General features: G+C 59.6%; 22 protein-coding genes and 1 riboswitch. Of the genes, 8 read left to right on the top strand and 14 right to left on the bottom strand.

Features of this window, described 5'->3' with window-relative positions:
* The first annotated feature begins 45 nt into the window (after positions 1 to 45).
* Together MTP37_RS02695 and MTP37_RS02690 are read left to right on the top strand one after the other, a co-directional pair.
* A complete protein-coding gene (locus MTP37_RS02695; protein WP_249238094.1) occupies positions 46 to 756 on the top strand; it encodes a Bax inhibitor-1/YccA family protein in 711 nt (236 codons plus the stop codon).
* A 329-nt stretch (positions 757 to 1085) separates the two neighbouring features.
* Complete coding sequence (locus tag MTP37_RS02690; protein ID WP_249238093.1) at positions 1086 to 1853, top strand: M23 family metallopeptidase; 768 nt, start codon at positions 1086 to 1088, stop codon at positions 1851 to 1853.
* A 101-nt stretch (positions 1854 to 1954) separates the two neighbouring features.
* Here MTP37_RS02690 and MTP37_RS02685 read toward each other — a convergent pair whose 3' ends face one another.
* Positions 1955 to 2530: an ATP-binding cassette domain-containing protein gene (locus MTP37_RS02685; RefSeq protein ID WP_249238092.1), complete on the bottom strand. Its 576-nt coding sequence runs from the start codon at positions 2528 to 2530 to the stop codon at positions 1955 to 1957.
* Positions 2524 to 3291, bottom strand: coding sequence for an ABC transporter permease (locus MTP37_RS02680; protein ID WP_249238091.1), 768 nt, complete (start codon positions 3289 to 3291; stop codon positions 2524 to 2526). The genes MTP37_RS02685 and MTP37_RS02680 overlap by 7 nt, the downstream gene beginning before the upstream one ends.
* Before the next feature lie 239 nt (positions 3292 to 3530).
* On the opposite strand from MTP37_RS02680, the gene brnQ reads away from it, so the two are divergent.
* A complete protein-coding gene (gene brnQ, locus MTP37_RS02675; RefSeq protein WP_249238090.1) occupies positions 3531 to 4808 on the top strand; it encodes a branched-chain amino acid transport system II carrier protein in 1278 nt (425 codons plus the stop codon).
* Between the two features lie 75 nt (positions 4809 to 4883).
* On the opposite strand, the gene MTP37_RS02670 is transcribed toward brnQ, so the two are convergent.
* From MTP37_RS02670 to MTP37_RS02635, 8 genes are all read right to left on the bottom strand, one after another.
* On the bottom strand, positions 4884 to 6269 hold the full coding sequence (locus MTP37_RS02670; RefSeq protein ID WP_249238089.1) for an alanine/glycine:cation symporter family protein: 1386 nt from the start codon (positions 6267 to 6269) through the stop codon (positions 4884 to 4886).
* A gap of 445 nt (positions 6270 to 6714) precedes the next feature.
* Positions 6715 to 8025 (bottom strand): phosphomethylpyrimidine synthase ThiC, encoded by a 1311-nt coding sequence (gene thiC / locus MTP37_RS02665; RefSeq protein ID WP_044953845.1) that lies wholly within the window; start codon positions 8023 to 8025, stop codon positions 6715 to 6717.
* A gap of 224 nt (positions 8026 to 8249) precedes the next feature.
* Complete coding sequence (locus tag MTP37_RS02660; protein WP_249238088.1) at positions 8250 to 8414, bottom strand: hypothetical protein; 165 nt, start codon at positions 8412 to 8414, stop codon at positions 8250 to 8252.
* Positions 8415 to 8480: 66 nt separating this feature from the next.
* Positions 8481 to 9116 (bottom strand): thiamine phosphate synthase, encoded by a 636-nt coding sequence (gene thiE / locus MTP37_RS02655; RefSeq protein WP_249238087.1) that lies wholly within the window; start codon positions 9114 to 9116, stop codon positions 8481 to 8483.
* Positions 9103 to 9924: a hydroxyethylthiazole kinase gene (gene thiM, locus MTP37_RS02650; protein ID WP_249238086.1), complete on the bottom strand. Its 822-nt coding sequence runs from the start codon at positions 9922 to 9924 to the stop codon at positions 9103 to 9105. The genes thiE and thiM overlap by 14 nt, the downstream gene beginning before the upstream one ends.
* Before the next feature lie 15 nt (positions 9925 to 9939).
* The gene (gene thiW / locus MTP37_RS02645) at positions 9940 to 10455 is read right to left on the bottom strand and encodes an energy coupling factor transporter S component ThiW (RefSeq protein ID WP_249238085.1); all 516 of its coding nucleotides are present in this window, start codon (positions 10453 to 10455) and stop codon (positions 9940 to 9942) included.
* Between the two features lie 285 nt (positions 10456 to 10740).
* Positions 10741 to 10849: riboswitch (TPP riboswitch) on the bottom strand.
* A 189-nt stretch (positions 10850 to 11038) separates the two neighbouring features.
* A complete protein-coding gene (locus MTP37_RS02640; RefSeq protein ID WP_249238084.1) occupies positions 11039 to 13474 on the bottom strand; it encodes a GH36-type glycosyl hydrolase domain-containing protein in 2436 nt (811 codons plus the stop codon).
* A gap of 67 nt (positions 13475 to 13541) precedes the next feature.
* Positions 13542 to 13775 (bottom strand): hypothetical protein, encoded by a 234-nt coding sequence (locus tag MTP37_RS02635; RefSeq protein ID WP_249238083.1) that lies wholly within the window; start codon positions 13773 to 13775, stop codon positions 13542 to 13544.
* Between the two features lie 205 nt (positions 13776 to 13980).
* Here MTP37_RS02635 and MTP37_RS02630 point away from each other — a divergent pair, with 205 nt between their 5' ends.
* The 4 genes from MTP37_RS02630 to MTP37_RS02615 all read left to right on the top strand — a co-directional run bounded on the left by MTP37_RS02630 (position 13981) and on the right by MTP37_RS02615 (position 18467).
* Entirely contained in the window at positions 13981 to 14988 is a 1008-nt protein-coding gene (locus MTP37_RS02630) for a LacI family DNA-binding transcriptional regulator (RefSeq protein WP_249238082.1), read from the top strand.
* Positions 14989 to 15078: 90 nt separating this feature from the next.
* On the top strand, positions 15079 to 16518 hold the full coding sequence (locus MTP37_RS02625; protein ID WP_249238081.1) for a twin-arginine translocation signal domain-containing protein: 1440 nt from the start codon (positions 15079 to 15081) through the stop codon (positions 16516 to 16518).
* 105 nt (positions 16519 to 16623) lie between these two features.
* Positions 16624 to 17598 (top strand): carbohydrate ABC transporter permease, encoded by a 975-nt coding sequence (locus MTP37_RS02620; protein WP_249238080.1) that lies wholly within the window; start codon positions 16624 to 16626, stop codon positions 17596 to 17598.
* A gap of 2 nt (positions 17599 to 17600) precedes the next feature.
* Positions 17601 to 18467, top strand: coding sequence for a carbohydrate ABC transporter permease (locus MTP37_RS02615; RefSeq protein WP_249238079.1), 867 nt, complete (start codon positions 17601 to 17603; stop codon positions 18465 to 18467).
* Between the two features lie 184 nt (positions 18468 to 18651).
* Here the strand turns inward: MTP37_RS02615 and MTP37_RS02610 are convergent, their stop codons facing one another.
* Positions 18652 to 19941, bottom strand: a complete 1290-nt coding sequence (locus MTP37_RS02610) for an O-acetylhomoserine aminocarboxypropyltransferase/cysteine synthase family protein (RefSeq protein WP_249238078.1) — start codon at positions 19939 to 19941, stop codon at positions 18652 to 18654.
* A 602-nt stretch (positions 19942 to 20543) separates the two neighbouring features.
* On the opposite strand from MTP37_RS02610, the gene MTP37_RS02605 reads away from it, so the two are divergent.
* On the top strand, positions 20544 to 21275 hold the full coding sequence (locus tag MTP37_RS02605) for a biosynthetic peptidoglycan transglycosylase (RefSeq protein ID WP_249238077.1): 732 nt from the start codon (positions 20544 to 20546) through the stop codon (positions 21273 to 21275).
* 247 nt (positions 21276 to 21522) lie between these two features.
* Here the strand turns inward: MTP37_RS02605 and MTP37_RS02600 are convergent, their stop codons facing one another.
* The 3 genes from MTP37_RS02600 to MTP37_RS02590 form a co-directional block, all read right to left on the bottom strand.
* On the bottom strand, positions 21523 to 24795 hold the full coding sequence (locus MTP37_RS02600; RefSeq protein ID WP_249238076.1) for an FtsX-like permease family protein: 3273 nt from the start codon (positions 24793 to 24795) through the stop codon (positions 21523 to 21525).
* A complete protein-coding gene (locus MTP37_RS02595) occupies positions 24792 to 25496 on the bottom strand; it encodes an ABC transporter ATP-binding protein (RefSeq protein ID WP_005942271.1) in 705 nt (234 codons plus the stop codon). Before MTP37_RS02595 ends, MTP37_RS02600 begins: the two co-directional genes overlap by 4 nt.
* 173 nt (positions 25497 to 25669) lie before the next feature.
* Positions 25670 to 26305 (bottom strand): transcriptional regulator, IclR family protein, encoded by a 636-nt coding sequence (locus tag MTP37_RS02590; protein ID WP_249238075.1) that lies wholly within the window; start codon positions 26303 to 26305, stop codon positions 25670 to 25672.
* Positions 26306 to 26437 lie beyond the last annotated feature (132 nt).

Genomic DNA, 26437 nt, shown 5'->3' with positions numbered 1-26437 from the left:
AGCAAGAAAAAAGTATTCCGGCAGAAAGAGACTGGAGGAGTCCCTATGGATTACAATTACAATGGTTACGATCGGGGCTATACAGAGCCTGCTATGACCTCGGCTGACTATATGAACCGCACCTACCGCTGGATGGCGGTGGGCCTGCTGATCACCTTTGCAGCCGCCTTTGTCACAGCTGCCACCCCGCTGCTGTACGTGGTCAATTCGCTGTATCTGGTGTTCACCATCGCCGAGCTGGTTCTGGTATACGTGCTGAGCTCCCGGGTGCAGAGCATGTCGGTGGGCGGCGCAAGAGCCACCTTCTTTGCCTATGCACTGCTCAACGGCATGGTGCTGAGCTATTATTTCCTGGTGTTCGATCTGGGCACTTTGGTGCTGGCCTTCCTTGCCACCTCGCTGTACTTTGGCCTGATGGCCGTCTACGGCACCACCACCCACCGGGATCTGTCCGGCTGGGGCCCCAAGCTGATGATGTGCCTGTTCGCGCTCATCATCACCGGCTTTGTGGGCATGCTGTTCGGCATGAGCTTCCTTACCACGGTGCTGTACAGCGCTGTCGGTCTGGTAGTGTTCATGCTGCTGACCGCCTACGACACCCAGAAGCTGAGCCAGATGTTCTCCTACTACGCCTATGACGGCGAGCTGGCCGAGAAGGCTTCCATCTACGGCGCACTGACCCTGTATCTGGACTTCATCAACATCTTCCTGTATGTTGTGCGTCTGCTGGGCATGAACAGCCGCCGCCGCAACTGATTTTTGATCTGCAAGGGCTCTCCCGAAAAGGGAGGGCCTTTTTGTTTGGTAATATCATTTAAAATACCCTCCGCTTCGCTCTGGGTATCAACACAGAAGGCCACAGAGGGAAGATGCATTTTCCGGCTGCTGCCCTTCCCGTGAAAGTGCAGCCCAGTCAGACCCGCAGATCTGGCTGGGCTGCTATATTACAAAATATTATTTCCTCTAAATATGCCCAGAGCAACGCGGAGGGTATTTAAATAAAAGAATGCATAAAACCTGCCCTGCTGTCCCACACTAAGCCCAGAAGCAATGCGTACACAATGCAGCAGATGGGAGTAACGACAATGGAGCAGATCAAAAAGTTTTTGCGCAGCAGGGGCTTTGCACTGGCACTGCTGGCCTGTCTCGTCGCAGCCGCAGCGGCGGGAGTGTGGGCAGTGCGCACCGTGCGGGATGAACTGAAAAAGAGCTACGACGACCTGACGACCCCGCAGGAAGAACCTGCCCCGGAGCCGCAGCTCACCCTTGACCCACAGGAGGACGATGTATGGCAGCAGCCCGTGACCGACGCCGCAGAATCTGCGGCAAACGTACCCAAGCCCGAACCGCCCGCACCCTCTGCGTCCTCTTCTGGGGCGCGGTCTGGCTCTGGTTCGGTGCACGAACCCTCCGCACTGCAGGGCGCATCCTCGCCTGCCAGCAGTTCAGCTGCGCCTGCCTCCACGCAGCCCGTCTCGGGCAGAGTCTTGAACGCCTACAGCGGCGATGAGCTGGTGTACAGCAGCACCCTTGGCGACTGGCGCACCCACAACGGCGTGGACTACGCCTGCGCACAGGACGCACAGGTGTGCGCCCCTGCCGCCGGCAAAGTGACTGCCGTGGACACCGATGGCCGCTGGGGCAGTGTGGTGTGCATCGAGGACAGTGCCGGGCGCGTCTGGCGGGTGTGCGGCACCACCGACCCTGCCGTGCACACCGGCGACGAAGTGAGCGTGGGGCAGGCTCTGGGCCGCGCAGGCAGCATTCCCAACGAATGCGCCGAGGAGACGCACATCCATCTGGAAGTGATGCAGGGCGACACCTACCTCGACCCGGCAAAGCTGCTGGGCTGACCTTTTTTGCATCCTCTGCGTATTTTTCTGTAAAACATTCTCAAATAGTAAAGGGCCGCTACACATCATCCGGTGCAGCAGCCCTTTTTATTTAAAGCCTTTTACAGCGCTTCCAACCCGATCACCGGCCAGCCCAGCAGCCGGATGGCCTCCCGGTCGTGGGTGGCAAGCAGCACCGGCTCCGTCCCGCAGCGGGTGCGCAGCAGCGCCGCAGCGGCGGCAAGGGTGTCCGGGTCCATGCCGGTGAAGGGTTCGTCCAATAGCAGGGTGTCGCTGGGTGCCCACAGGGCCCGCAGCAGGGCGGTGCGCCGCTTCTGCCCGCCGGAAAGCCGAGCTGCAGGCAGGGCCAGCGCCGCAGCATCCATGCCAAGCTGTTGAAAATCCGCTTCGATTTGCTCTTTGTATTGTTTTTCACTGCCGGGCAGCACCAGCGTCACGTTCTGGAGCGCCGTCAGCTGCGGACAGAGCCTGTCCTCCTGAAACACTGCCGCGGCCCGGCCCACGCCCCGCACCCGGCCTGCAGTGGGCGTGTCCAGCCCCATGAGGATGCGCAGCAGGGTGGTCTTGCCCCAGCCGCTGGGGGCCCACAGCACCGCCGGGCCGTCCACCGTGAGGCAGAGGTCCCGGAAGAGCGTTTTCTCCCCGAACTGTTTTGTCAGATGCTCGATGGTCAGCATTGCGGCACCTCCCCGGTCACAGCGCAGGTCACGCGGTCCAGAAGCAGCAGGAACAGCTTTTCAAACCCAGCGCTGAGCAGGATGATCACAAACGTCCATGCGAACAGCTCCCCGGTGGAAAGGGTGATCTTGGCCCGGTAGAGTGCATCGCCGATGCTGCCATTGGGCAGGCCGATCACTTCAGCGGCTACGCCGCTCTTCCAGCAGATGCCAAGGGCCACGCTGCACCCCTGCCGGAAAGCCGGCAGCACCGCAGGCAGCCACACAGCCCGCAGACGGCGGGCAAATGGCAGGCGGAACACTTTTGCCATTTCCAGCAGCTGTGGATCTGCGCTCCGGATGCCGGTGCGCACCGCGCCGTACAGCACCGGCAGCACCATCAGAAAGCTGATGAGCACCGAAAGCGATGCTCCCCGCACCCACACCAGCGCCAGAATGATGAAGCTTGCCACCGGCGTGGCCTTGACCAGCTGCAGCACCGGTGCCAGCAGCACCTCTGCCGCGTGCCACGCCTGCGCCGCCGCAGCCAGAAACACGCTGACTACCACGCCCAGCCCGAAGCCCAGCAGGATGCGTCCGGAGCTGAAGCCCACCCGCTGCCAGAACTCTGCCTGCGGCAGAAGCTGCAAAAGGGTGCGCAGCGCCTGCACCGGCGAGACCAGAAACACCTCCTGTCCCACGGCCATGGCAGCGCACTGCCACACCGCCAGCCAGAAGGCTGCAGCAGCCAGCCGCTCAAAAAGTTGTTTGTGTTGGTTCATGGTTCTTTCCTGCTCCTGACAGTCTGAAATGGCTTCCGCTCTGCGGATCGTATAAGTATCATACCACATCTTTTTCCAAACGCCAATGACCGGTGCACCGCAATGCATCCAACATCGTCATGCCAAACATTACATTTCTTCACGTTTTTAGTTCTTGACATGAAATGTATAAAACGATAAACTGAATTGTATGAATCTCTGTCATCCTTGATGCAGGAAAGAAATGAGGTGTCTGTCCTATGCAGAAGCTCTCCGGCAAAAGCCTGCTTTTGGTCAGTTTTACGCTATTTTCCATGTTTTTCGGAGCCGGGAACCTGATTTTCCCGCCGCATCTGGGCGCGCAGGCCGGTACCAGCCTCTGGCCTGCCTTTGCGGGCCTTGCCGTCAGCGCCGTCGGCCTGCCCATCGCAGGAGTCACGGCGGTGGCCCGGGCGGGCGGTCTGGACAGGCTTGCCGGCCGCGTCCATCCGGTGTTCGCCACGGTGTTCACCATTCTGGTGTATCTTTCCATCGGGCCCTGCCTTGCCATCCCCCGCACCGCCAGCACCTCCTTCCAGATGCTGGTGCCGCTGATAGGCGGCGGTTCCGGGCTGCAGCTGGCCTACTCGGTGCTGTTTTTTGCAGCGGCCTTTCTGGTGGCACTGCGGCCGGAAAAGCTCACCAACTGGCTGGGCCGCATCCTCTGCCCCAGCCTGATTTTGCTCATCGTGGTGCTGTTTGCCGGGTGTCTGGCCCACCCGCTGGCCGCGTATTACGGCGCACCCAGTGCAGAATACGCCGCGCTGCCCACCGTGCAGGGCATCCTGCACGGCTACCAGACCATGGACACTCTGGCCGGGCTGAACTTTGGCGCGGTCATCGCGCTGAACATCCGGGCCCGGGGCGTCACAGAGAGCCGCGCCGTGGAGAGCGGCACCATCCGGGCCGGACTTCTGGCGGGCGGGCTGCTGCTGGCCGTTTATGCCATGCTGAGCCATGCCGGTGCCCAGACCGGGGCGGTATACCCGGGCCTTGCCACCGGTGCCGAGGTGCTCACCGCTCTGGCACAGCAGCTGTTCGGACGGGCAGGCCTTGTGCTCATTGCGGCCATCTTTGTCATTGCCTGCTTCAACACCTGTGTAGGCCTTATCGCCTGCGTGGGACAGTATTTCCACCAGCTGCTGCCCCGCATCCCCTACCCTGCCCTTGCCGCCTTTTTTGCTGCGGCCAGTATGCTGGTGTCCAACCTTGGCCTTGCCGCCATCATCCGGCTGTCTATCCCGGTGCTCAACGCCATCTATCCCGCCGCCATCGTGCTGATCCTGCTCTCCTTCCTGCCGGGCCTTGAGCAGCGCCGGGCCGTGTACCCGCTGTGCGTGGGCCTGACCGCCCTGCAGAGCATCGCGGCTGCCCTGCCGCTGGGAGTCCTGTCTGCCGCCGCCAATGCTCTGCCGCTGGGCAGCATTGGCTTTGGCTGGGTGCTGCCTGCGCTGGCCGGGCTTGCAGGCGGGCTGCTCCTCAGTCGTTTTTCCCACTGAGCTCTGCCATCTACATCCTGAATACAGACCAAAAGGGGCTGGTGCACATCATCCGGTGCACCAGCCCCTTTGCCGTTACTGCAGCTTTTTGCGTTTTTCGTAGTCGTTCAGGGCGTCCAGTGCCTCATGCGCCATGGGCACCAGCGCCAACATATTGAAAATGGTCATCAGGCCGATGCCCACGTCGCCCAGATCCCATACCACCGTGTAGGCCTGCATTCCGCCGATCACCAGCATGACCAGCGCGATCAGCTTATATGCGGTCTGGCTCCACCAGTTGTCGCCGCACAGGTAGGCCACATTGCCCCGGGCGTAGTACAGAACGCCCAGAAAGGTGGAAAAGCTGAACAGCGCCAGCGTAACCGCAATGAACACGATGCCAAAGCTGCCCAGATGGTACTGCATCGCCTTCTGCAGAAGGTCCATGCCCGCCAGCCCGGTGGTAAGCTCCTGCGGTACCAGCAGCATCAGGAACGCCGTGCAGCTGCAGATCACCACAGTATCGATCAGTACGCCCAGTGCCTGCACAAAGCCCATCTTGACCGGGTCGTCGCACTCTGCGGCGGCAGCTGCACAGGGGGCCGAGCCGCTGCCCGCCTCGTTGGAGAACAGGCCGCGCTTGACGCCGTTCATCAGCACGGCACCAAAGCCGCCCGCCACGGCCTGCTGCAGGCCAAAGGCCTCGGTAAAGATGCGTCCGAGCACCGCCGGGAGCTTGGGCAGGTTGAACAGCACGATGCCCACGGTGATGACAAAATAGCACACCGCCATGATGGGCACCATCACGTCCAGACTTTTCACGGTGGCGTTCCGGCGCAGCACGATGACCGCTGCAATAGCCGTGAGCACCAGCGTTGTGGCCAGCGGCGGGATGTGGAAGGCATTTTCAAAGGCAGAGCTCACCGAGTTGGAGATGACCTGACTGATGCCGCACCAGCAGATGAGGCCGGACGCCGCGAACAGGGCCGCAGTCACAGAGCGCTTGAGCTTTTTGCCGCGCTTGCGCTCAGCCAGCACATGCAGGTAATAGGCAGGGCCGCCGCGCCAGCCGCCATACAGCGGATCGGGCTGGCGGTACTTCTGGGCAAGGGTGGACTCGATAAAGGAGGTGGATGCGCCCAGCAGGGCCGTGACCCACATCCAGAACACAGCGCCCGCACCGCCTGCGGAAACAGCGGCCACCACGCCCACCAGATTGCCCATGCCCACGCGGGTAGCGGTGGAAATGATCAGGGTCTGGAAGGAGGAAAGGCCGTCCCTGCCCTGCTTTTTTTCACACACGGCAGCGATCATATCCCGGAACAGCCGCACCGGCAGAAGACGGGTGCGGCTGGTGAACCAGATGCCCGCCGCAAGCAGCAGCACCACCATGAACGAAATTCCGATGCCGCCGCCCAGCGGAAGGATGAACAGATCGCCCCACAAAAGGCGATAGACGGATTCGATAAGATTTACCAGCAAGGCAGATTCCTCCTGTAGATCAATGGAATGAAGACGATGACTTCATTATAGTACAGTACAGAAGAATTGTAAAATCTAAAATATTGATAGCATGGATTGACCAAACCGAACGCTTTGTTGCAAATGTAGTTTTCCTTCACGACCCTTCCCGTGAAAATGTGGTTCAGGAAAGTCCGCAGACTTTCCTGAACCACGAAATTAAAATAAATTTTCCGCTGAATATGCCCAGAGTGCAACAACGACGACCGCCACCAGTGGCGGAAACAGGGAGAAGTTGTTGGGCAGCGGCCAGCAAGACACAAGTGCCGCCCAAGGCACGATGCGGATGCTGGGTGCCGCAACCCGATAGCGGAGGGCATTTTAAATCGTCCCACAAAAAAGGGACTGCCGCACGGCTTGTGCAACAGTCCCGGAGGAAGAAGCGCCTTTCAGCGCGGGGAAACGCTTACAGAATGTCGATGTACTCACCGGCCAGCGCCTTGTTCATGCTGCGCACAGCGCAGAACTTGCCGCACATGCTGCAGGTGTCGCTGTGGTCGTCCTCGGGCAGGCGGGCGTCGCGGATGGCCTTGGCGGTCTCCGGGTCCAGTGCGCAGGCGAACTGTGCATCCCAGTCCAGCACGCGGCGGGCATCGCCCATCTTGTCGTCGATGTCCCGGGCGTGGGGGATGCCCTTGGCGATATCGGCGGCGTGGGCAGCGATCTTGGAGGCCACGATGCCCTGCTTCACATCGTCCACGTTGGGCAGAGCCAGATGCTCGGCGGGGGTCACATAGCACAGGAAGGCTGCACCGCTGGCGGCTGCCACGGCGCCGCCGATGGCAGCGGTGATGTGGTCGTAGCCGGGGGCGATATCGGTGACCAGGGGTCCCAGCACATAGAAGGGTGCGCCCATGCAGATGCTCTTCTGCACCTCCATGTTGGCAGCCACCTGATTCAGGGGCACATGGCCGGGGCCTTCCACCATCACCTGCACGTTGTGTGCCCATGCGCGCTTGGTCAGCTCGCCCAGACGCACCAGCTCCTCGATCTGGCACACGTCGGTGGCGTCAGCCAGACAGCCGGGACGGCAGGCATCGCCCAGCGAGATGGTCACATCGTGCTCGGCGCAGATCTCGCAGATCTCGTCAAAGTGCTCGTAGAAGGGGTTCTCGTTGCCGGTCATGCTCATCCATGCAAACACCAGAGAGCCGCCGCGGCTGACAATGTTCATCTTGCGCTTGTGCTTGCGGATCTGCTCGATGGTCTTGCGGGTGATGCCGCAGTGCAGGGTGACAAAGTCCACGCCGTCCTCTGCGTGCAGACGCACCACATCGATGAAGTCCTGTGCAGTCAGCTCTGCCAGATCGCGCTGGTAGTGGATGACCGAATCGTACACCGGCACGGTGCCGATCATCACCGGGCACTCGTGGGTCAGCTTCTGGCGGAAGGGCTGGGTGTTGCCGTGGCTGGACAGATCCATGATGGCTTCTGCACCCATGTTGACGGCGCTCATCACCTTCTGCATTTCCACGTTGTAGTCCTTACAGTCGCGGGAGACGCCAAGGTTCACGTTGATCTTGGTGCGCAGCATGGAGCCGACGCCCTCGGGGTTCAGGCACTCGTGGTGCTTGTTGGCGGGGATGGCTACCTTGCCCTCAGCGACCCACTGGCGGATCTCCTCGGTGGTGCGGTATTCCTTTTTTGCCACGATCTCCATCTGCGGCGTGATGATGCCCTTGCGGGCAGCATCCATCTGAGTGGTATAAGTCTGCATACGCTCTGTTCCTCCAAATGACAGTTTATCTCTGAACAGCAGGGTGCTGGTCATACATTGATGCGGGTTAGCCTGCGTGCCGGGAGCTTTCTCCTCGGACACGAGTACGGGTTGCGGCACCCAGCGGATGCTTCGTGCATTGAGCAGCACTCGCATCCTGCTGGCCGCTGCCCCAACAGCAACTTCCTGTTTCCGCCACTGGCGGCGGTCGTTGCTGTTGCAGGTCATTCCGTCGCCCGCCCTACTGCCTGCGGCAGCAGGGTCCCACCCCAGCGGACGGTCCTCGGAGAAACTCCCGACCCGCAGGCAAGGGTGGCAGGCAAGTAGCCGTCATTCAGAAAAAGCAGAACGTTCTGGATGCCGGCACCTGCGCAAAATACGCTTTTCATGTTGGTTTTCTCCATGAATTTTATAACGCGGCCCAAGGTGGTGCCCCCGGTTTGCCGCGGGATCGGTCAGATGATCTGCTCGGAAAGCGCCTTCAACTCCCGGCACTCGGTCTCGATGTCGTCTGCTGCAAAAATGGCGCTCACAAGGGCCACACCGTCCACGCCGGTGCCCTTGAGCTGCAGGATGTTCTCTTTGTGGATGCCGCCGATGGCCACCACCGGGATGTCCACGGCGTCACAGATGGCCTTCAGGGTCTCGTGGGGCAGAACGTCCACATCGGTCTTGGTATGGGTGGCAAAGGCCGCACCCACACCAAGGCAGTCTGCGCCGTGCTTCACAGCTTCCTGCGCTTCCTCCACGCTGTGGACGGAAACGCCGATCATCATTCCCTCGCCCACACGGGCGCGCACCTGCGCTGCAGCCATATCCTCCTGCCCCACATGCACGCCCTCGGCGTGGCAGCGGATGGCAATGTCCACGTTGTCGTTCACAAAGAACGGCACGCCGTAGCGCTGGCACAGAGCATGGATCTCCACAGCCTCTTTCAGAAAAGCTTCGTCGTCCAGCTCTTTTTCACGCAGCTGCACACAGGTGACACCGCCCTTCAGGGCGCTTTCCACCTGCTCATAGAGGGACTGTTTTCCCACCCATGCGCGGTCGGTGACGGCATACAGAAGCATGTTCTGCTTATCGCACTTCATAGTTTGCTCCTTCTTCCAGCTGTTCCGGGGTCATATTGTAAATGGCATCGATGATGTAGCTGCGGTAGGTGGCGTTGCCGTCCTGCGGGGTGAGCCGCTTGTGGGCGATCTCGCCCGCAAGGCCCATAGCGCACACTGCGGCTGCAGCAGCTTCCAGCGGATGGCCGGGGTTGGCGGTAACGAAAGCCGCCGTGAGCGCTGAGAGCTGGCATCCGGTGCCGGTGATGCTGCTCATCATGGGATTGCCGTTGCGGATGACATAGGCTTTTTGCGTATCGGCCACGATGTCGATGGCACCGGTGATGGCAATGACGGCACCGGTCTGAGCCGCAAACTTTTTGGCAAAGGCCACGGCAGAATCCAGATTTTCCTCAGTGACTTTATCAGCCACATCGGCATCCACACCCTTGGTGGTGCCCGCGCCGGAGGCCAGCGTTTTGATCTCCGAGACATTGCCGCGGATCACCGCGAACTTCACGTCCCGGAGCAGGCGGTAGGCCGTATCGGTGCGCAGGCGGGATGCACCCGCACCCACCGGGTCCAGCACCACAGGATGGCCCAGCGCATTAGCCTTTTTGCCCGCCAGCAGCATGCTGGTGATGGTGCGGCTGTTCAGGGTGCCGATGTTGATGTTCAGTCCGCCGCAGATGGTGGTGATGTCCTCCACCTCGGCAGCATCGTCAGCCATGATGGGCGAAGCACCGCAGGCCAGCACCATGTTGGCGCAGTCGTTCACAGTGACGTAGTTGGTAATGTTATGGATGAGCGGGCAGGTGCGGCGCAGGTTCTCGAATTCTGTTTTGAACATTCGGGTGCACCTCTGTCAGGAAAGACTGTTCTGCATGGAGCGCAGTGCGCCGGAGCGCTGCAGGCTGTACACCAGCACGCCCGCAATGATGGAACCCACGGCAGTGGAGATGAGGAAGGGCACGATGTAGGCATAGAATGCGATATCACCGGCGCTCTTGCCCATGAGGAAGATGGCCACCGGGTAAGCGCACAGACCGCCCAGAATGCTGGTGCCGAACACCTCGCCCACCATAGTGGCAAAGATGTTTTTGGTCTTCCAGTACACAAGGCCGCACAGCAGAGCGCCGAACATGCTGCCGGGGAAGGCCATCAGGCTGCCCAGACCCAGCAGGTTGCGCAGCAGGGAGGCCACAAAGGCCACGCCCACGCCCCACCACGGGCCAAGCAGCACGGCGCAGGTCACGTTGACCATGTGCTGGATGGGTGCGCATTTGCTGCCAAACATGGGGAAGCTGAACACGCTGCCCACCACGCACAAAGCGCACAGCATACCGGCCAGCGCCAGCTTTTTCACAGAGAGATTTTTCATAAGGCAAGGCTCCTTTCTCCTGCGGGAGCAGCAAAACCGTACAGCGCCCCCGCAAACAGCCCGTACCGGACGGCACAGGCAAGATCTACAAGCGGTCGAGACTTTCTGGTCTCCTCTCACGCCGGAACACGGCTTCCCATCGCTGACGATTCACGGCACTCAGGGCGCTCCCCCTCAGTCCGCTGCGGCAGTCCCCCCGCAGAAAGGTACAAGGCATCCTCCTCAGAACAGTAAAATAAGCTACAACAAAAAACAGGAGACCCCCTTCTGCGGGGCCTCCTGCAAAAAATCATATGGATGACTTCCTACGGCGGCATTATCCGCATCAGGTAAAAGGGTCGAAGTTCGGATACTTCCTCTCAGCCCGCTGTCACGAGCTCCCCTGTATTTGATTGTGACTGTATTCTACACCCTTTGCACCAAAATTGCAAGAGGGAGGGGAATGATCGTGAATGCGGAGCGCATTTTTGATTGTTATGCTGTTGGAGAGCGCTCTTTTTTATAAGCCAAACCCGCCGTGCAGGGGTCTGCGCAGCGGGTTTGGCTATGAGGAGAATATTATGAAAAAGCAGAGAAAGTCGGTTTAACCCATGGTCACCTGCACCTGCACCGTGGTCCCGGCAGCAGCCAGCGGCAGCACATTGCCCGCAAGGGCTTTGCCGTCCACCGTGATGCTCTGCACACCGTGCTGCACGGCGGCGGTGTTGTCCACTGCAATGTGATACACTGCGCCCCGGTAGCGGCGGGTGACGGTGTAGCCGGTCAGGGTGTGGGGAATGCAGGGGTCTATCCGCAGGCCGTCCAGCGTGGGCTGGATGCCCAGAATGTACTGGCTCACATTGACGAAAGTCCATGCAGCCGTGCCGGTCAGCCAGCTGTTTTTTGCCTCGCCGAAGGTGGGCGCATCCCTGCCCGCCACCATCTGGCTGTAGACGTAGGGTTCGGTGCGGTGGATCTCGGAAATATCCTCGATGTAGGCCGGGCAGGTCTTGCGGTACACCTCAAAGGCCCGGTCGCCGTGGCCCAGCATGGTTTCGGCACAGCTGATCCACGGATTGTTGTGGCAGAAGATGCCTGCGTTCTCCTTGTATCCCGGCGGATAGCTGGAAATTTCGCCCAGATTCAGCTGGTAGCTGGTGTAGGCGGGCTGGTGCAGCACCACGCCGTATGGGGTGTCCAGTCGCTCCTCCACGCTCCGGAGCGCCTGCGCGGCCTGCCCGGTCTCCCTGCCGATGCCTGCCATGACGCACATGCCCTGCGGCTCAATGAAGATCTGTCCCTCGGTGCACTCCCTGCTGCCCACAGGGTTGCCAAAAGCATCGTAGGCACGCCGGAACCATGCGCCGTCCCAGCCTGCGGTCAGGGCCGCCTGCTCCACGGCGTCGATGCTCCGGCGGGCAGCTGCGGCCTCATCGGCAAGCTGCAGGCGGTCGCACAGCTCTGCATACTCGCGCCCGTACTTGACGAACATGCCTGCAATGAACACGCTCTCGGCCACCGGGCCCTCGCTGGGACCGGTGATCTGGAAGCTCTCGCCCGGGTGCTCCGAGAAGCAGTTCAGGTTCAGGCAGTCGTTCCAGTCCGCACGGCCAATGAGCGGCAGGCCGTGGGGGCCAAGATGGGTGCAGGTAAAGCGAAAGCTGCGGCGCAGGTGCTCCATAAGCGGCTGTGCCTTGCGCTCGTCGTTCTCAAAGGGCACCTGTTCTTCCAGAATGGGCCAGTCGCCCGTCTCCCGCAGATAGGCGGCGGTGGCGGCAATGAGCCACAGCGGGTCGTCGTTGAAGCCGGTGCCCACATCCCGATTGCCCTTTTTGGTCAGGGGCTGATACTGATGGTAGGCGCTGCCGTCCTCGAACTGAGTGGCGGCAATGTCCAGAATGCGCTCCCGCGCCCGGGCGGGGACGATGTGTACAAAGCCAAGCAGGTCCTGACAGCTGTCCCGAAAACCCATGCCGCGGCCGGTGCCGCTCTCGTAGTAGCTGGCCGAGCGGCTCATGTTGAAGGTGACCATGCACTGATACTGGTGCCAGAGGTTCACCATGCGGTCCAGCTTTTCCTCGCCGGACTGCAGCTGGTAGCCGGACAGCAGGCTCTCCCAGTGGTCGGCCAGCGCAGCACGGGCAGCATCCACCTGTGCATCGTCGGCGTAGCGGGCCATCATGGCGTGGGCGCGGGTCTTATTGATGACGCCGGGGTCGGTGAATTTTTCCTCCTGCGGGTTCTCGATGTAGCCCAGACCGAAGAGGATCTTCTTTTCCTCCCCGGGGGCAAGGGTGACATGGATATGCAGCGCACCCACCGGTGCCCAGCCGTGGGCGATGCTGCCGCTGCAGTGCCCGGCACGGACGGCCTGCGGGTCCGCCGGGCCGCCGTACACACCGCAAAAAGCATCCCGGGCGGTGTCAAAGCTGGTGACGGGGGTGTTGGACCAGAACACCGCGTAGTGATCGCGGCGCTCCCGGTACTCGGTCTTGTGGTAGATGGCACACGGTTCCACCTCCACCTCGCCGGTGGAGAAGTTGCGCTGGAAGTTGGTGCTGTCGTCTACAGCGTCCCACAGGCAGAACTCCACATAGCTGAACACGTCCAGCTCCCGGGGACGATCGCTGCAGTTGGTCAGGGTCAGCCGGTCCAGCTCACAGGCATCGCCCTTGGGCACGAACAGCTCCTGCGCGGCGCAGATGCCGTCCTTTTCGCCCTCCAGAATGGTGTAGCCCAACCCGTGGCGGCAGCTGTAGCGGTCCAGCGGCGTCTTGGTGGGCTGCCAGCCGGGGTTCCAGACCGTGCCGCCATCTTTAATGTAGATGTGATGGCCGTCCATATCCAGCGGAGAGCTGTTGTAGCGGTAGCGGGTCAGGCGGCGCAGCCGGGCGTCACGGTAAAAGCTGTAGCCGCCTGCCGTGTTGGAGACCAGACTGAAAAAGTCTTCACTGCCAAGGTAGTTGATCCACGGCAGCGGGGTCTGCGGGGTGGTGATGACATATTCCCTGCGTGCGTCATCAAAATGGCCGAATCTCATAAATGCTTCCTCCTTATCAGCGGCCGGGACAACCGGCTGCATCGTTTTTGCGAAAACGATTAAGAAATCAGACAGAAGCATTCTCTTCGCCTTTAGCATAGCCGAAGCCGCGCAAAAAAGCAAGGGGTCCCGCAAAAAAATTTCCGGAAACAGCGTTCACAAACCCGCGTATATTCATATTTTTTGCGCGGTTCCGCTGCCGTTCTTCCCGGTGCCGGCGGGAAACGAAACCGTCCGGACCCCATTTAGAAGTAATAATATCGGCAGCGAAACTCGCAGCGAAAATGTTTTCAATTTTCATCGAAATGTAACGAAATCCATCCGGAATGCACAATTTTGCTTCCCCGGAAACGGACAGAACGCCAAACTTTCATGAAAAACAATGAAAGTTTTTCTCATGCGCTTGATTTTTGATGCACAATGCGCTATCATGAAATTGCGAAAACGATTAAGCAATCGACAGAGAACATCCCCGCACAATATTTCCTGAAGGAGGCAGCAAAGTGATGCCGTCCCTGAAAGATCTGGCCAAGGAATGCGGTGTATCGGTGGCAACGGTCAGCAAGGCGCTGAACAACCAGCCGGACATCTCGGCCGCCACCCGGGAGCGGGTGCGGGCCGCTGCGCACCGCATGGGCTACCTGCCCAACGCCGCCGCCCGTTCCCTCAAGACCAACCGCACCTACAATCTGGGCGTTTTGTTTGTGGACGAACGGCAGAGCGGCCTGACCCACGAATATTTTTCTGCTGTGCTGGACAGCTTCAAGGTGGAAGCGGAAAAGCACGGCTACGACATCACCTTCATCAACCACAACATCAGCGGCCGGAGCATGAGCTATCTGGAGCACTGCCGCTACCGCAATGTGGACGGCGTGGTGATCGCCTGCGTGAACTTCTACGACCCGCAGGTGGTGGAGCTGGTGAACAGCGAGGTGCCTGTCGTCACCATCGACCATGTGTTCAACAACCGCATGGCCATCCTTTCGGACAATGTTTCCGGCCTGAAAGCGCTGGTACGGCAGGCATGGGCCTGCGGCCACCGCCGCATCGCCTTTATCCACGGCGAAAAGACCGCCGTCACCGAGAACCGTCTGGCGGGCTTCTATCAGGCCAGCGAAGAGCTGGGCCTGAAGGTTCCGGAGGAATATGTGCGGGAGGGCATCTACCACGATGCTGACCGCTGTGCCGCCGAGACTCAGGCCCTGCTGGCACTGCCGCAGCGGCCCACCTGCATCATCTTCCCGGACGATTTCTCCGCGCTGGGCGGCTACAACGCCATCAGCGAAGCGGGCCTTTCGATCCCTGAGGACATCTCAGTGATGGGCTACGACGGCATCTACCTTTCCCGGGTGGTCAAGCCTCAGCTGGTGACCTACCGGCAGAACACCACTGCGCTGGGCCGCACCGCCGCCGACAAGCTCATCGAGTTCATCGAGCACCCCCGTGTGACCCTGCCGGAACAGATCCGCGTTTCCGGCAAGCTGCTGGACGGCGGGTCGGTCCGCAGCCTCTGATCCGTCTCCCAAGGTTCTGGTTCGTGGAGCCTTTTTTTGAGAAGAAAGCTTTTTGCAGATAATGGAAAACCATGAAGGAGGTTTACCCTTATGAAAAAGATCTCTCGTCGTAATTTCCTGCTCGCATCCGGCGCAGTGACCATTGGTGCAGCTCTGGCTGCCTGCGGCGGTTCCTCCGCTTCCACCAGCACCGCTTCTTCCGCTCCCGCATCCAGCGCAGCCGCTTCCGGCACCTCTGCCGCCGGCAAGGTGCTGAACATCTGGTGCTGGAACGACGAGTTCCAGAGCCGCTTCAACGACTACTATCCGGAAGTTTCCGAGATCGCAGCGGACAAGTCCACCACCACCCTGAAGGACGGCACCACCGTCAAGTGGACCATCAACGCTAACGAAAACAACAACTACCAGAACAAGCTGGACGAAGCACTGCTGAGTCAGGACAGCGCCGCCGGCGATGACAAGATCGATATTTTCCTGATCGAGGCCGACTACGCGCTGAAGTATGTAGATTCCGACTACGTTCTGGATGTGAAGGCCGACATCGGCCTGACCGATTCCGATCTGGCCGGTCAGTACCAGTATACCAAGGACATCGTCACGGTGGACGGCAGCCAGCGCGGCACCACATGGCAGGCAACGCCCGGCCTGTTCGCATACCGCCGCAGCATCGCCAAGGATGTTTTGGGCACCGATGACCCCACCGAGGTGCAGGCACACCTGTCCGACTGGGATAAGTTCAACGATGTGGCGGCACAGGCCTCTGCCAAGGGCTACAAGATGCTGTCCGGCTTTGACGATGCATACCGCACCTTCTCCAACAATGTGGCCGCTCCGTGGGTGGACGGCACCACCGTCACCGTGGACGAGAACATCATGAAGTGGGTGGAGCAGACCAAGGAATACACCGACAAGGGCTACAACAACAAGTCCAGCCTGTGGGACAGCCAGTGGGCAGCCGATCAGGGCCCCACCGGCAAGGTGTTTGGCTTCTTCTACTCCACATGGGGCATCAACTTCACCCTGCTGGGCAACTCGCTGGAGACCCCTGTGGCCGAAGGCGGCAAGGAGGAAGTGGGCAACGGTATCTACGGCGACTACGCCGTGTGCGAAGGCCCTCAGCCCTACTACTGGGGCGGCACCTGGATCTGCGGTGCAGCCGGCAGCGACAACATCGAGACCATTAAGGATGTTATGCAGAAGCTGACCTGCGATGAAGCCATCATGAAGCAGATCACTATGGATACGCAGGACTACACCAACAACGAGAAGGCTATGAACGAGATCGCAAACAGCGATTACAGCTCCGCTTTCCTGGGCGGCCAGAACCACATCGCTCTGTTTGCAGAGGCTGCAACCAAGATCGATATGTCCAACGCAGGCCCCTACGATCAGGGCCTGAACGAGAGCTTCCAGAATGCGTTCAAGGATTACTTCACCGGCAACGTGGACGAGGATACCGCAAAGGCAAACTTCGAGACCGCCATCAAGGAGAAGTACCCCGAGCTGACCGATGTGGTCTGGCCCGCATGATCGCGGCATGACCCAATTCGCTGACACGGAAAAGTAAATACAGAGGGCGGGCGGCATATCTCGCCCGCCCTCTTTGCTTTTCTACAGATAACAGGAGGCGATCCTATGGGAGAAAAGAAAAAGAAAGGGTCGATCAGCTACGCGAAATGGGGCTACATCTTCATTGCGCCGTTCTTTATCATCTTCGCGGTATTCCAGCTGATCCCTCTGGCATCCACCATCTACTACAGCTTTTTTGAATATTACCGCAGCGGCCTGAAGATCATCGGCCCCAGCTTTGTGGGCCTGAAAAACTACATTACCCTGTTCGCCACCGACCTGCCCAAGTATTTCAGCAACACGCTGATCCTGTGGATCATCGGCTTTATCCCGCAGATCGCCGTTTCGCTGCTGCTGGCGGCATGGTTCACCGACCTGCGTCTGAAGCTGAAGGGCCAGACCTTCTTCAAAACGGTCATCTACATGCCCAACCTGATTATGGCGTCGGCCTTTGCCATGCTGTTCTTTGCGCTGTTCTCGGACAACGGCCCGGTGAACGCCGTGCTGCTGAGCATGGGCTGGATCAAGGCTCCCATCAGCTTTTTGAACACCGTGTGGGGCAACCGTGGGCTCATCGGCCTGATGAATTTTCTCATGTGGTTCGGCAACACCACCATCATGCTCATGGCAGCCATCATGGGCGTGGACCCCACCCTGTACGAGGCTGCGGAGCTGGACGGCTGCACCCCGAACCAGATGTTCTGGAAGATCACCATTCCGCTCATCCGGCCCATTCTGGTCTACGTGATGATCACCTCCATGATCGGCGGTCTGCAGATGTTCGATGTGCCGCAGATCCTCACCAACGGCAAGGGCGGGCCGGACCGCACCTCCACCACCATGATCATGTACCTGAACAACCACCTGTTCAGCAAGAACTACGGCATGGCCGGTGCTGTCTCGGTGGTGCTGTTCCTCGTTTGTGCGGTGCTGTGCGTGGTGGTCTACTTCTCCCTCACCCGGGAGGATGACGGCCTGACCAAAGCCCAGCGCAGGGAATTGAAAGCTGCCCGGAAGGCAGCAGCTAAAGGGGGCAAGTGAATATGGCACGCACTCCGAAAACGCAGTCTGAAAAAGCAACACTGGCGGCACGCCGCGCCTGGTGCTATCTGGTGCTGGTGCTCATCAGCTTTCTGTGTCTGTTCTTCTTCTATGTGCTGGTGATCAACTCCACCCGCACCCATTTTGAGATCCAGAAGGGCTTCTCGCTGCTGCCGGGCAAGTCCCTCGTCACCAACTTCCGGAACGTGCTGGCGGACGCCAACATCCCGGTGGGCACCGGCATCCGCAACAGCCTGATCGTCTCTGCCTGCTCGGCAGCCCTCAGCGTGTATTTCTCGGCCCTGACGGCTTACGGCATCTACGCCTACAATTTCCGGTTCAAAAAAGCCGCCTTTGCCATCATCCTGCTCATCATGACCATGCCCACGCAGGTGTCGGCTCTTGGCTTTTTGCAGCTCATCACCAAAATGGGCCTGAAAAACAGCTTTGTCCCGCTGATCCTGCCCAGCATCGCAGCGCCCACGGTGTTCTTCTTCATGAAGCAGTATCTGGACGCTTCCCTGCCCATGGAGATCGTGGAGGCCGCCCGCATCGACGGTGCAGGCGAGTTCTATACCTTTAATAAGATCGTGCTGCCCATCATGAAGCCTGCTCTGGCGGTGCAGGCCATCTTCTCCTTCGTGGCCAGCTGGAACAACTACTTCATTCCCGCTCTGGTGCTGGACAGTGCCGACAAAAAGACCCTGCCCATCCTCATTGCACAGCTGCGCAGCGCAGACTTCCTCAAGTTCGATATGGGCAAGGTGTACATGATGGTGGCCATCGCCATCCTGCCGGTGATCATCGTCTATCTGCTGCTCTCCAAGTTCATCGTCCGCGGTGTGGCGCTGGGCGGTGTCAAAGGTTAAAAAGCACATCTGACCGCAAAAGGGCCCCCGCCGGTTGGCAGGGGCCCTTTTGCTGTGTTTAGGAACTGTTTAAGGTGTCAGATACACCCCAGGATACAGGGAATGGTTCCATCAGACAAGGAGAGAAAAGAAGAAAAGACAAGGCACATACACACTCTGTCGGAGACGCTCAGGGGAAAGTGATTTACTCGCCGCGGACAGCTGCGAAGCCTGCCTCCAGATCGGCAATGATATCATCGATGTGCTCGGTGCCGATGGACAGGCGGATGGTGTTCTGGTAGATCTGCTGCTCGGCCAGCTCCTGATCGTTCAGCTGGCTGTGGGTGGTGGAAGCGGGGTGGATGACAAGGCTCTTCACATCCGCAACGTTTGCCAGCAGAGAGAAGATCTTCAGGTTATCGATGAACTTGAATGCTTCCTCGCGGCCGCCCTTGATGTTGAAGGTAAAGATGGAAGCACCGCCGTTGGGGAAGTACTTCTCGTACAGGGCGTGATCCGGGTGATCCGGCAGGGAGGGGTGGTTGACCTTCTCCACCTGCGGGTGGTTTGCCAGAAACTCGACCACCTTCTTGGTGTTCTCCACATGGCGCTCGATGCGCAGGCTCAGGGTCTCGGTGCCCTGCAGCAGCAGGAAGGCGTTGAACGGAGAAATGGTGGCACCGGTATCACGCAGCAGGATCGCACGGATGTAGGTGACAAAGGCTGCGGGGCCTGCTGCATCGGCAAAGGAGACGCCGTGGTAGCTGGGGTTGGGATCGGCAATGTTGCCGAACTTGCCGCTTGCCTTCCAGTCGAACTTGCCGCTGTCCACGATGATGCCGCCCAGCGTGGTGCCGTGGCCGCCGATGAACTTGGTGGCGGAATGAACAACGATATCTGCGCCGTGCTCAATGGGACGGATCAGGTACGGGGTGCCGAAGGTGTTATCGATGACCAGCGGCAGGCCGTGCTTGTGCGCGATGGCAGAAATGGCGTCGATATCGGGGATATCACTGTTGGGGTTGCCCAGAGTTTCCAGATAGATTGCCTTGGTGTTGGGCTGGATGGCGTTCTCCACCTCGGCCAGATCGTGTGCGTTCACAAAGGTGGTGGTGACGCCGAACTGGGTCAGGGTGTGCTCCAGCAGGTTGTAGCTGCCGCCGTAGATGGTCTTCTGGGCCACGATGTGGTCACCGGCCTGTGCCAGTGCCTCGATGGTGTAGGTGATAGCAGCGGCACCGGAGGCGGTTGCCAGAGCAGCCACGCCGCCCTCCAGAGCAGCGATGCGCTTCTCGAACACGTCCTGCGTGGAGTTGGTCAGGCGGCCATAGATGTTGCCGGCATCTGCCAGACCAAAGCGGTCTGCTGCGTGCTGGCTGTTGCGGAACACATAGGAAGTGGTCTGGTAGATAGGCACTGCGCGGGAATCGGTTGCGGGATCGGCCTGCTCCTGGCCAACGTGAAGCTGCAGGGTCTCAAATTTATAGTTAGACATTGTATTTTACCTCTCTATTTGTACTTTTAGTATAATTCCCTGATACAAAAAATCCCGATGCGTGATACAAAAGCGCACCGGGCAATCACAATTCAGCTGCAAAACTGTCCCATGTCACATTCGGGCACACATTCGTGCACAACAAGAGGGCATCGTACAGTTCACAGCCAGATGTTCTGCCCGGTCACCGCACATTCGCCCACAGCGGAAGTTTGCATGCAGCAGGTCGTTCCAAATCAGCTTCATATCCGTGCCCTCCTTTCCCGTAAAACTCTTTCCCACTCCTCTACAAGCCGGTCTTTCAATTTCCCATCAGGCTTGTGGATTTGTTGTCTGCATTATATCCCTTCTTACCTAGTTTGTCAATGGGTTAATTCCAGTTTTTTGCAAATTGAGTTTTCTGCACGATGCGCAGCCCGCATTTGCGGCAGGGCCTTGTGCAGTTGCAACAGGAGTCATACTTTTTCTGTTTCTTCGGAGAACTTTTTCCATTCCTTGATAAAACCTTAAAAATTTGCTGCTATACTGGAATCATTCTTGCAAAAGCCCGGCAAATCGTTTATTATGGTAGCGTTCTTTTTTATCATCAAAGGAGTTTTTCGATGCTTCATCGTTTCTTTCGTTTTGTAACACAGAGCCTGCTCACCTTCCTGTGCATTCTGCTGCTCGGCGGACTGCTGGCAGGCGGCTGGTTCTTTTATCAGGGCAGGCAGCTGTACCGCAGTGCCGCCAGCAGTTACCCGGTGGCTTCCATGTACGACACCATCCGTGCCCGCGGGAGCTATACCTCCTACGATGCGCTGCCGCAGACCTATATCAATGCGGTCATCTGCACCGAGGACGAGCACTTTATGACCCACAAGGGCATCGACCCGGGGGCCATCGCCCGCGCCCTGCTGGCCGATCTGCGCACCCACTCTCTGGCCGAGGGCGGCAGCACCCTGACCCAGCAGCTTGCCAAGAACGAGCTTTTCACGCAGGACAAGCATCTGGCCCGCAAGGCCGCCGAAATGCTGGCCGCGTTCGATCTGGAAAAGGCCTACTCCAAGCAGCAGATCTTTGAGATGTACGCCAACACCATCTATTTTGGAAACGGCTGCTACGGCATTACGCAGGCCGCTGAGGGGTACTTTGGCAAGGAGCCCGCTCAGCTGACCGATGCCGAAGCCGTGTTTCTGGCGGGCCTGCCCAACGCGCCCTCACTCTACGCCAGCAGCCCGGAGCTGGCCCTCAAGCGCACCCAGACCGTGCTCAAGCGGATGGTCAAGTGCCGGGTGCTCACTCAGATGCAGGCCGATGCAATCGCGGAAGAGGCTGCAGGGCTGACGGTCTGAGCGGCAGCTCGCACTGTGCTTTTCGTCCATAACAAAACGCCGCGCCCTGTCTGCTGCGGAACAGACGGGGCGCGGTATTTTTTGCGGTATTTGGTTTGTAAAGGAGGAATCATGTTACCCATTCAGGCAGTTGCGGCTCTGCCTGTCCGGTAATATCAGGATACCAGATAATTTCAGCGAAAACATGTTCTTTATATGAAGCTTTTATGAATTTACCGGTTCTTTGCCGCGCTGCAGGAGTGAACAATTACTCCGGTGCCTTCATGCTTTCCACCATGCTGATATGGCGCACATGCCGCCGCATGGCAAAACAGACCACAACGGTGAACAGCATGGTCAGCGCCACTGCCAGTAGGTAGCTGCGGGGTGCAATGGTGCGAATGAACATCAGCTGATCCATTTCCACGGTCAGGATGATGAACCGGTGCAGCGGCACGCCCAGCAGCAGGCCCACACCGGAGCCGATGAGGGACAAAAGCTCGATTTCGCGGAAGATGTAGCGGTACACTTCTTTGTCATAGAAGCCCAGCACCTTGATGGTGGCAAGCTCCTTTTTGCGCTCGGCAAGGTTGACGCTGATCAGGTTGTACAGCACCACCGCCGCCAGCGCCGCCGCGCACACGATGATCAGCACCACCACGTAGTTCAGGCTGCCGATCAGGCTGCCGAACATGGAGGTGGTGTCCTCGGTGAAGCTGACGCTGCTGACGTAGTTGCAGCCCAGCAGCTTTGTGCGCAGGGCGTTGTACTCTGCCTCGGTGGCACAGCCGGTCAGGCCGTACACGGTATTCCACTCCGGTGTGCCGCCCAGCAGGCTCTCCAGCTGTGCACCGGACAGATACAGCCGGGTGAACATGTAGTTCTCGGCAATGCCGGTCAGGGTCAGCGGCACACGGCTCCCGTCTGCAGCCTCCACGTAGAACGTATCACCCACGCTCAGCCCCAGATTCAGGGCCGTTTTTTCGGTCAGGATCACGCTGTCCTCTTCAAAGGGTATGGGATCGTGGCCCACCCGGGTGCGGAAGGTGAAGTATTCGGTCATCCGGGCATCGTCCTCCGCGCCCACGATGCTGACGTCGGCGCTCCCGCCCTCTTCATTATAAAGGGTGGTGGACTTTGTGTAGAACGCGCCCCAGCTGCGGACCGCACTGCTGCTGTCCAGCGTGCTGGCAAGGCCCTGTTCCATGGTCAGCGCCTTTTCGTCGCTGAGGACGATGGTCATATCGTTGTGGGTCAGCTGCTCAGACTGCTTGTCCACGATGGGCAGGATGGAATCCTGAATGCCAAAGCCGATCAGCAGCAGCGCTGTGCAGCCCGCCACGCCCAGCACGGTCATGAAAAAGCGCTTTTTGTAGCGGAACAGGTTGCGGGCAGTGGTCTTTTGGGAGAAGCTCATGTGCTGCCACAGCGGGGTGATGTACTCCAAAAAGATACGCTTGCCCGCCACAGGTGCCCGGGGCAGCAACAGGGCTGCGGTCTTTTCCTTCAGGCTGGCGCGGCAGGCGCTCCATGTGGCAAAACCGATGACGGCCGCACTGATGGCCACGCTGGCTGCCGCCATGCCGGGGTAAAAGTGCAGCGTGAAGGTGGACATGCTGAAGATCATCTGGTAGGCGTACCAGATGATGAGCGGGAACACCACAAAGCCGATGATCATGCCCACGATGCTGCCCAGCACGCTGGCGCTGAGGGCATAGAACAGGTACTTGCCTGCGATCTTTGCGTTGGAGTAGCCCAGCGCTTTCAGGGTGCCCAGCTGCAGGCGGTTCTCGTCCACCATGCGGGTCATGGTAGTAGTGGCCACCAGTGCCGCCACCAGAAAGAAGAACACCGGGAACACCCGTGCAATGGCATCCATGCGGTCGGCATACTGCTCAAAGGTGACAAAGCTCATGGTGGAGCCGCGGTCCAGCACATACCACTCGCCGCTCTTGATCTGGCTCACCTGCTCCTCAGCGTCGTTCAGCTGGGCAAGGCCGTCGGCCAGCTGCTGTTCGGCTTCGGCCTTCCGGCTCTCATACTCCGCGCGGGAATCGGCCAGCTGCTGCACGCCGTCCCTGTATTCCTGCCAGCCCTCGTCCAGCCGGGTGCGTGCCGCATCGAACTGGGTGTAGGCTGTGGCCGTGCCGGTGGTCAGCTGCAGCTGCCCCTGCAGAAGCTTTACCTTCATCTGGCGCAGTGCGGCTTTGGCTTCGGTCACCAGCTGCTCGTTGGAAAGGCTGGGCGAAGAGATCAGCCCCTGTGCATACATCTGGCGCTTGCCCGCGTCCAGCTGGGCCTGATAGCCGTTCAGCTGGCCGCTGATGTTGTCATAAGCATCCTGCGCCTTCTGCAGGGCGTCCCGCAGGTCGGTGTATTCCTCGTCGGCGGGCTCGGCCTCGTCCAGCGCCTTCTGCGCGTTGTGCAGAGCCGTTTCCGCATAGCCCAGCAGCGGGTCGGCCACCTTTTTCAGGTTCACCAGCATCTCGATCTGCTGCAGCTGATCCTCAAATTCCAGCAGCTGCTGCTCGCCGCTCACCAGCTCGTCCGCACCGCCCTGCATGGTATCCGGCAGGGCCTTTTTGCTGGCGGCAAGCTCCGCTTCGCCCGCGTCCAGCTGGGCTTTGGCGCTGTCCAGCTGCGCCTGTGCATCGGCCAGCTGCTGCTCTGCCTCTGCAAACTGACGGTCCGCTTCGGCTTTTTTGTCGTTGTACTCGGCCCGGGCGTCGGCCAGCTCTGCACTGGCGTCCTCGATCAGCTCCGCCCGCCGGGCCGTGCACTGTGCGCCGCTGATGGCCTTTACCCTTGCGGCTGTGTCATCCACTGTCACCTGATACTCGTCCGAGTAATTATCATACAGACCGGCATTTTTCACCTTGAGATAGCACGCCGTATAATAATCCATGGTCAGGCTGCCTTCCGGCAGGAATACGATATCATCCAGCTGGCCGTCACCGGCGGTGCTGCTCTCCTTGTCCGTGGAAAAATGCTGCGGGTCCTGCACGGTGCCCACCACCGTGAACTGCTTCCGGCTCACATGTTCGGTGTCCTCCGGCAGGGTGAGCACCGTGCCCGGCTCCACCGGGTCGCCGTAGCCCATCACATGCACCACGCACTCGTCCGGAGCCTCAGGCATCCGGCCCGAGAGCAGCACCAGACGGTCCATATTTTCTGCCGTGTCGGCCCCAGGGTCGGCGGGCAGCTGCTGCAGGCGCACCACCGCCGTCTCGCTCTGGCCCTGCCACTGGGCCTCCACGTCCTGATATTTCACCGGCTGCACAGCCTCCACGCCGTCCACGGCGGCAATGGCGGCAATGTCCTCCTCCGAAAGGCCCAGCGTGGACAGCACCCGCAGGTCGAATACGTTCTGCTGCACGTAGTATTTCTGCCCGGCGATGCGCATGCTGGGCGCAAAACTCATCAGGCCGGTCAGCATCATAACGCCCAGCGCCACGATGCCGAACAGCGAGACCATGCGGCTCAGATTGTCCTTCATTTCCCGCAGGATGTTTTTACGATAACTTTTCAGCACAGCTCTCACCACTCAATCTCCTGCACCGGCACAGGGTGCTCGTTGACCTGATTGGAGACGATCTTACCGCTGCGCACCTGAATGATGCGGTCTGCCATCGCCGTCAGGGCGGTGTTGTGGGTAATAACGATCACCGTGCGGCCGGTGCGGCGGCAGGTATCCTGCAAAAGGGCCAGCACCTGCTTGCCGGTCTTGTAGTCCAGTGCACCGGTGGGCTCGTCGCAGAGCAGCAGCTTGGGGTTTTTGGCCAGTGCGCGGGCAATGGACACCCGCTGCTGCTCGCCGCCGGAAAGCTGGGCCGGAAAGTTGTTCAGCCGCTCTCCCAGACCCACGCTGCGCAGAGTCTCTTTGGGGTCCAGCGGGTCGCGGCAGATCTCGCTGGCCAGCTCCACATTCTCCAGTGCGGTCAGGTTCTGCACAAGGTTGTAGAACTGGAACACAAAGCCCACATCGTACCGGCGGTAGGTCGTCAGCTCTCTGGCGGTAAAATGGCTCACGTTCTGGCCGTCCAGCCAGACGTTGCCCTCGTCGCAGCTGTCCATACCGCCAAGGATGTTCAGCAGGGTGGTCTTGCCTGCGCCGGAGGGCCCCACGATGATACAGAACTCGCCCTTATCCACATAGAAATTCAGGTGGTCTGCGGCGGCGATCTTCACACTGCCGGTCTGGTAGTATTTGCAAACGTCCTCAAACTCCACAAAGTGCTCCATGGCGTCTTTTCCTTTCTATCGGGAATGCATACTGTTTCAATTTAACTATAACATCTCCCGGCAGACTTTGCAAAGACATCTGCGCAAATTTTCAAAAACTTAACAGAAAAGCGCAAAAAGGGCCGCTGCACATCCCTGCGTGCAGCAGCCCTTTCATCATTTGATCTCAGCGGTCAGCGCCCCACGATCAAATCGCGGCGGCAGCGCAGGCCCACGGTGAGGAAGGTGTTTTCGCCCAGTCGGCGCAGCACCACGCGGTCGGTGCCCTTCTGGCCCTCCACCAGCAGAGACAGGTTCAGGGTGGTGGAGCCCTTCTCAGTCTGGACCACCAGCGTGCTCACACCCTCGTTCAGCAGGGTCTGCATGTCCTGCACGGTGGTGCGGAAGGTGGCAGAACCGGCGGGCACATCCAGCGTCAGCACACTGTCCTTCTGGCGGGCAGTGTACAGCACTTCTCTGCCGAACAGGCCCTTGACGGTGTAGCGGGCCTCGCTCTTTTTCGCCGCTGCATCTGCGGACGGGGCGGCCAGCTCATCGCCGGAGATCAGCATGATATTGCCCTGAATGGGGTTTCCCTCCGGTGCGCCGTAGCCGCCGTAGGTGGGGTCCTTTTCGCCGATCGCCACATCGGCGCTGTGCAGGGCGATATCCCCCTGCACCATCTGCTCCTGCGGGGGCAGATAGCCTGCGGCAACAGGGTCGTTGATGTCTGCCTCTGCGGCAAATGCGCCCACGCTCAGCATAGCGGCAGCACCCAGCACTGCAGCGGTGGTGGTGACGGTACGGACAAATTTATGGTTCAGTTTCATTTGGAATACCTCCGTTGATGGCGGTTTTGCACCGCACATTTTTGTTTTGTGGAAAACCATGGTCTGCCATGCGGTGTAATACAAAACCGCCGCATCTGTCTTATAAACGGATGCGGCGGCGGAATTATTGCA

The sequence above is a fragment of the Faecalibacterium sp. HTF-F genome, assembly GCF_023347535.1.
GTDB lineage: Bacteria > Bacillota > Clostridia > Oscillospirales > Ruminococcaceae > Faecalibacterium > Faecalibacterium wellingii.
The sequence above is the reverse complement of the archived record's forward strand: the minus strand, read 5'-3'. Positions and strand labels throughout refer to the sequence as shown.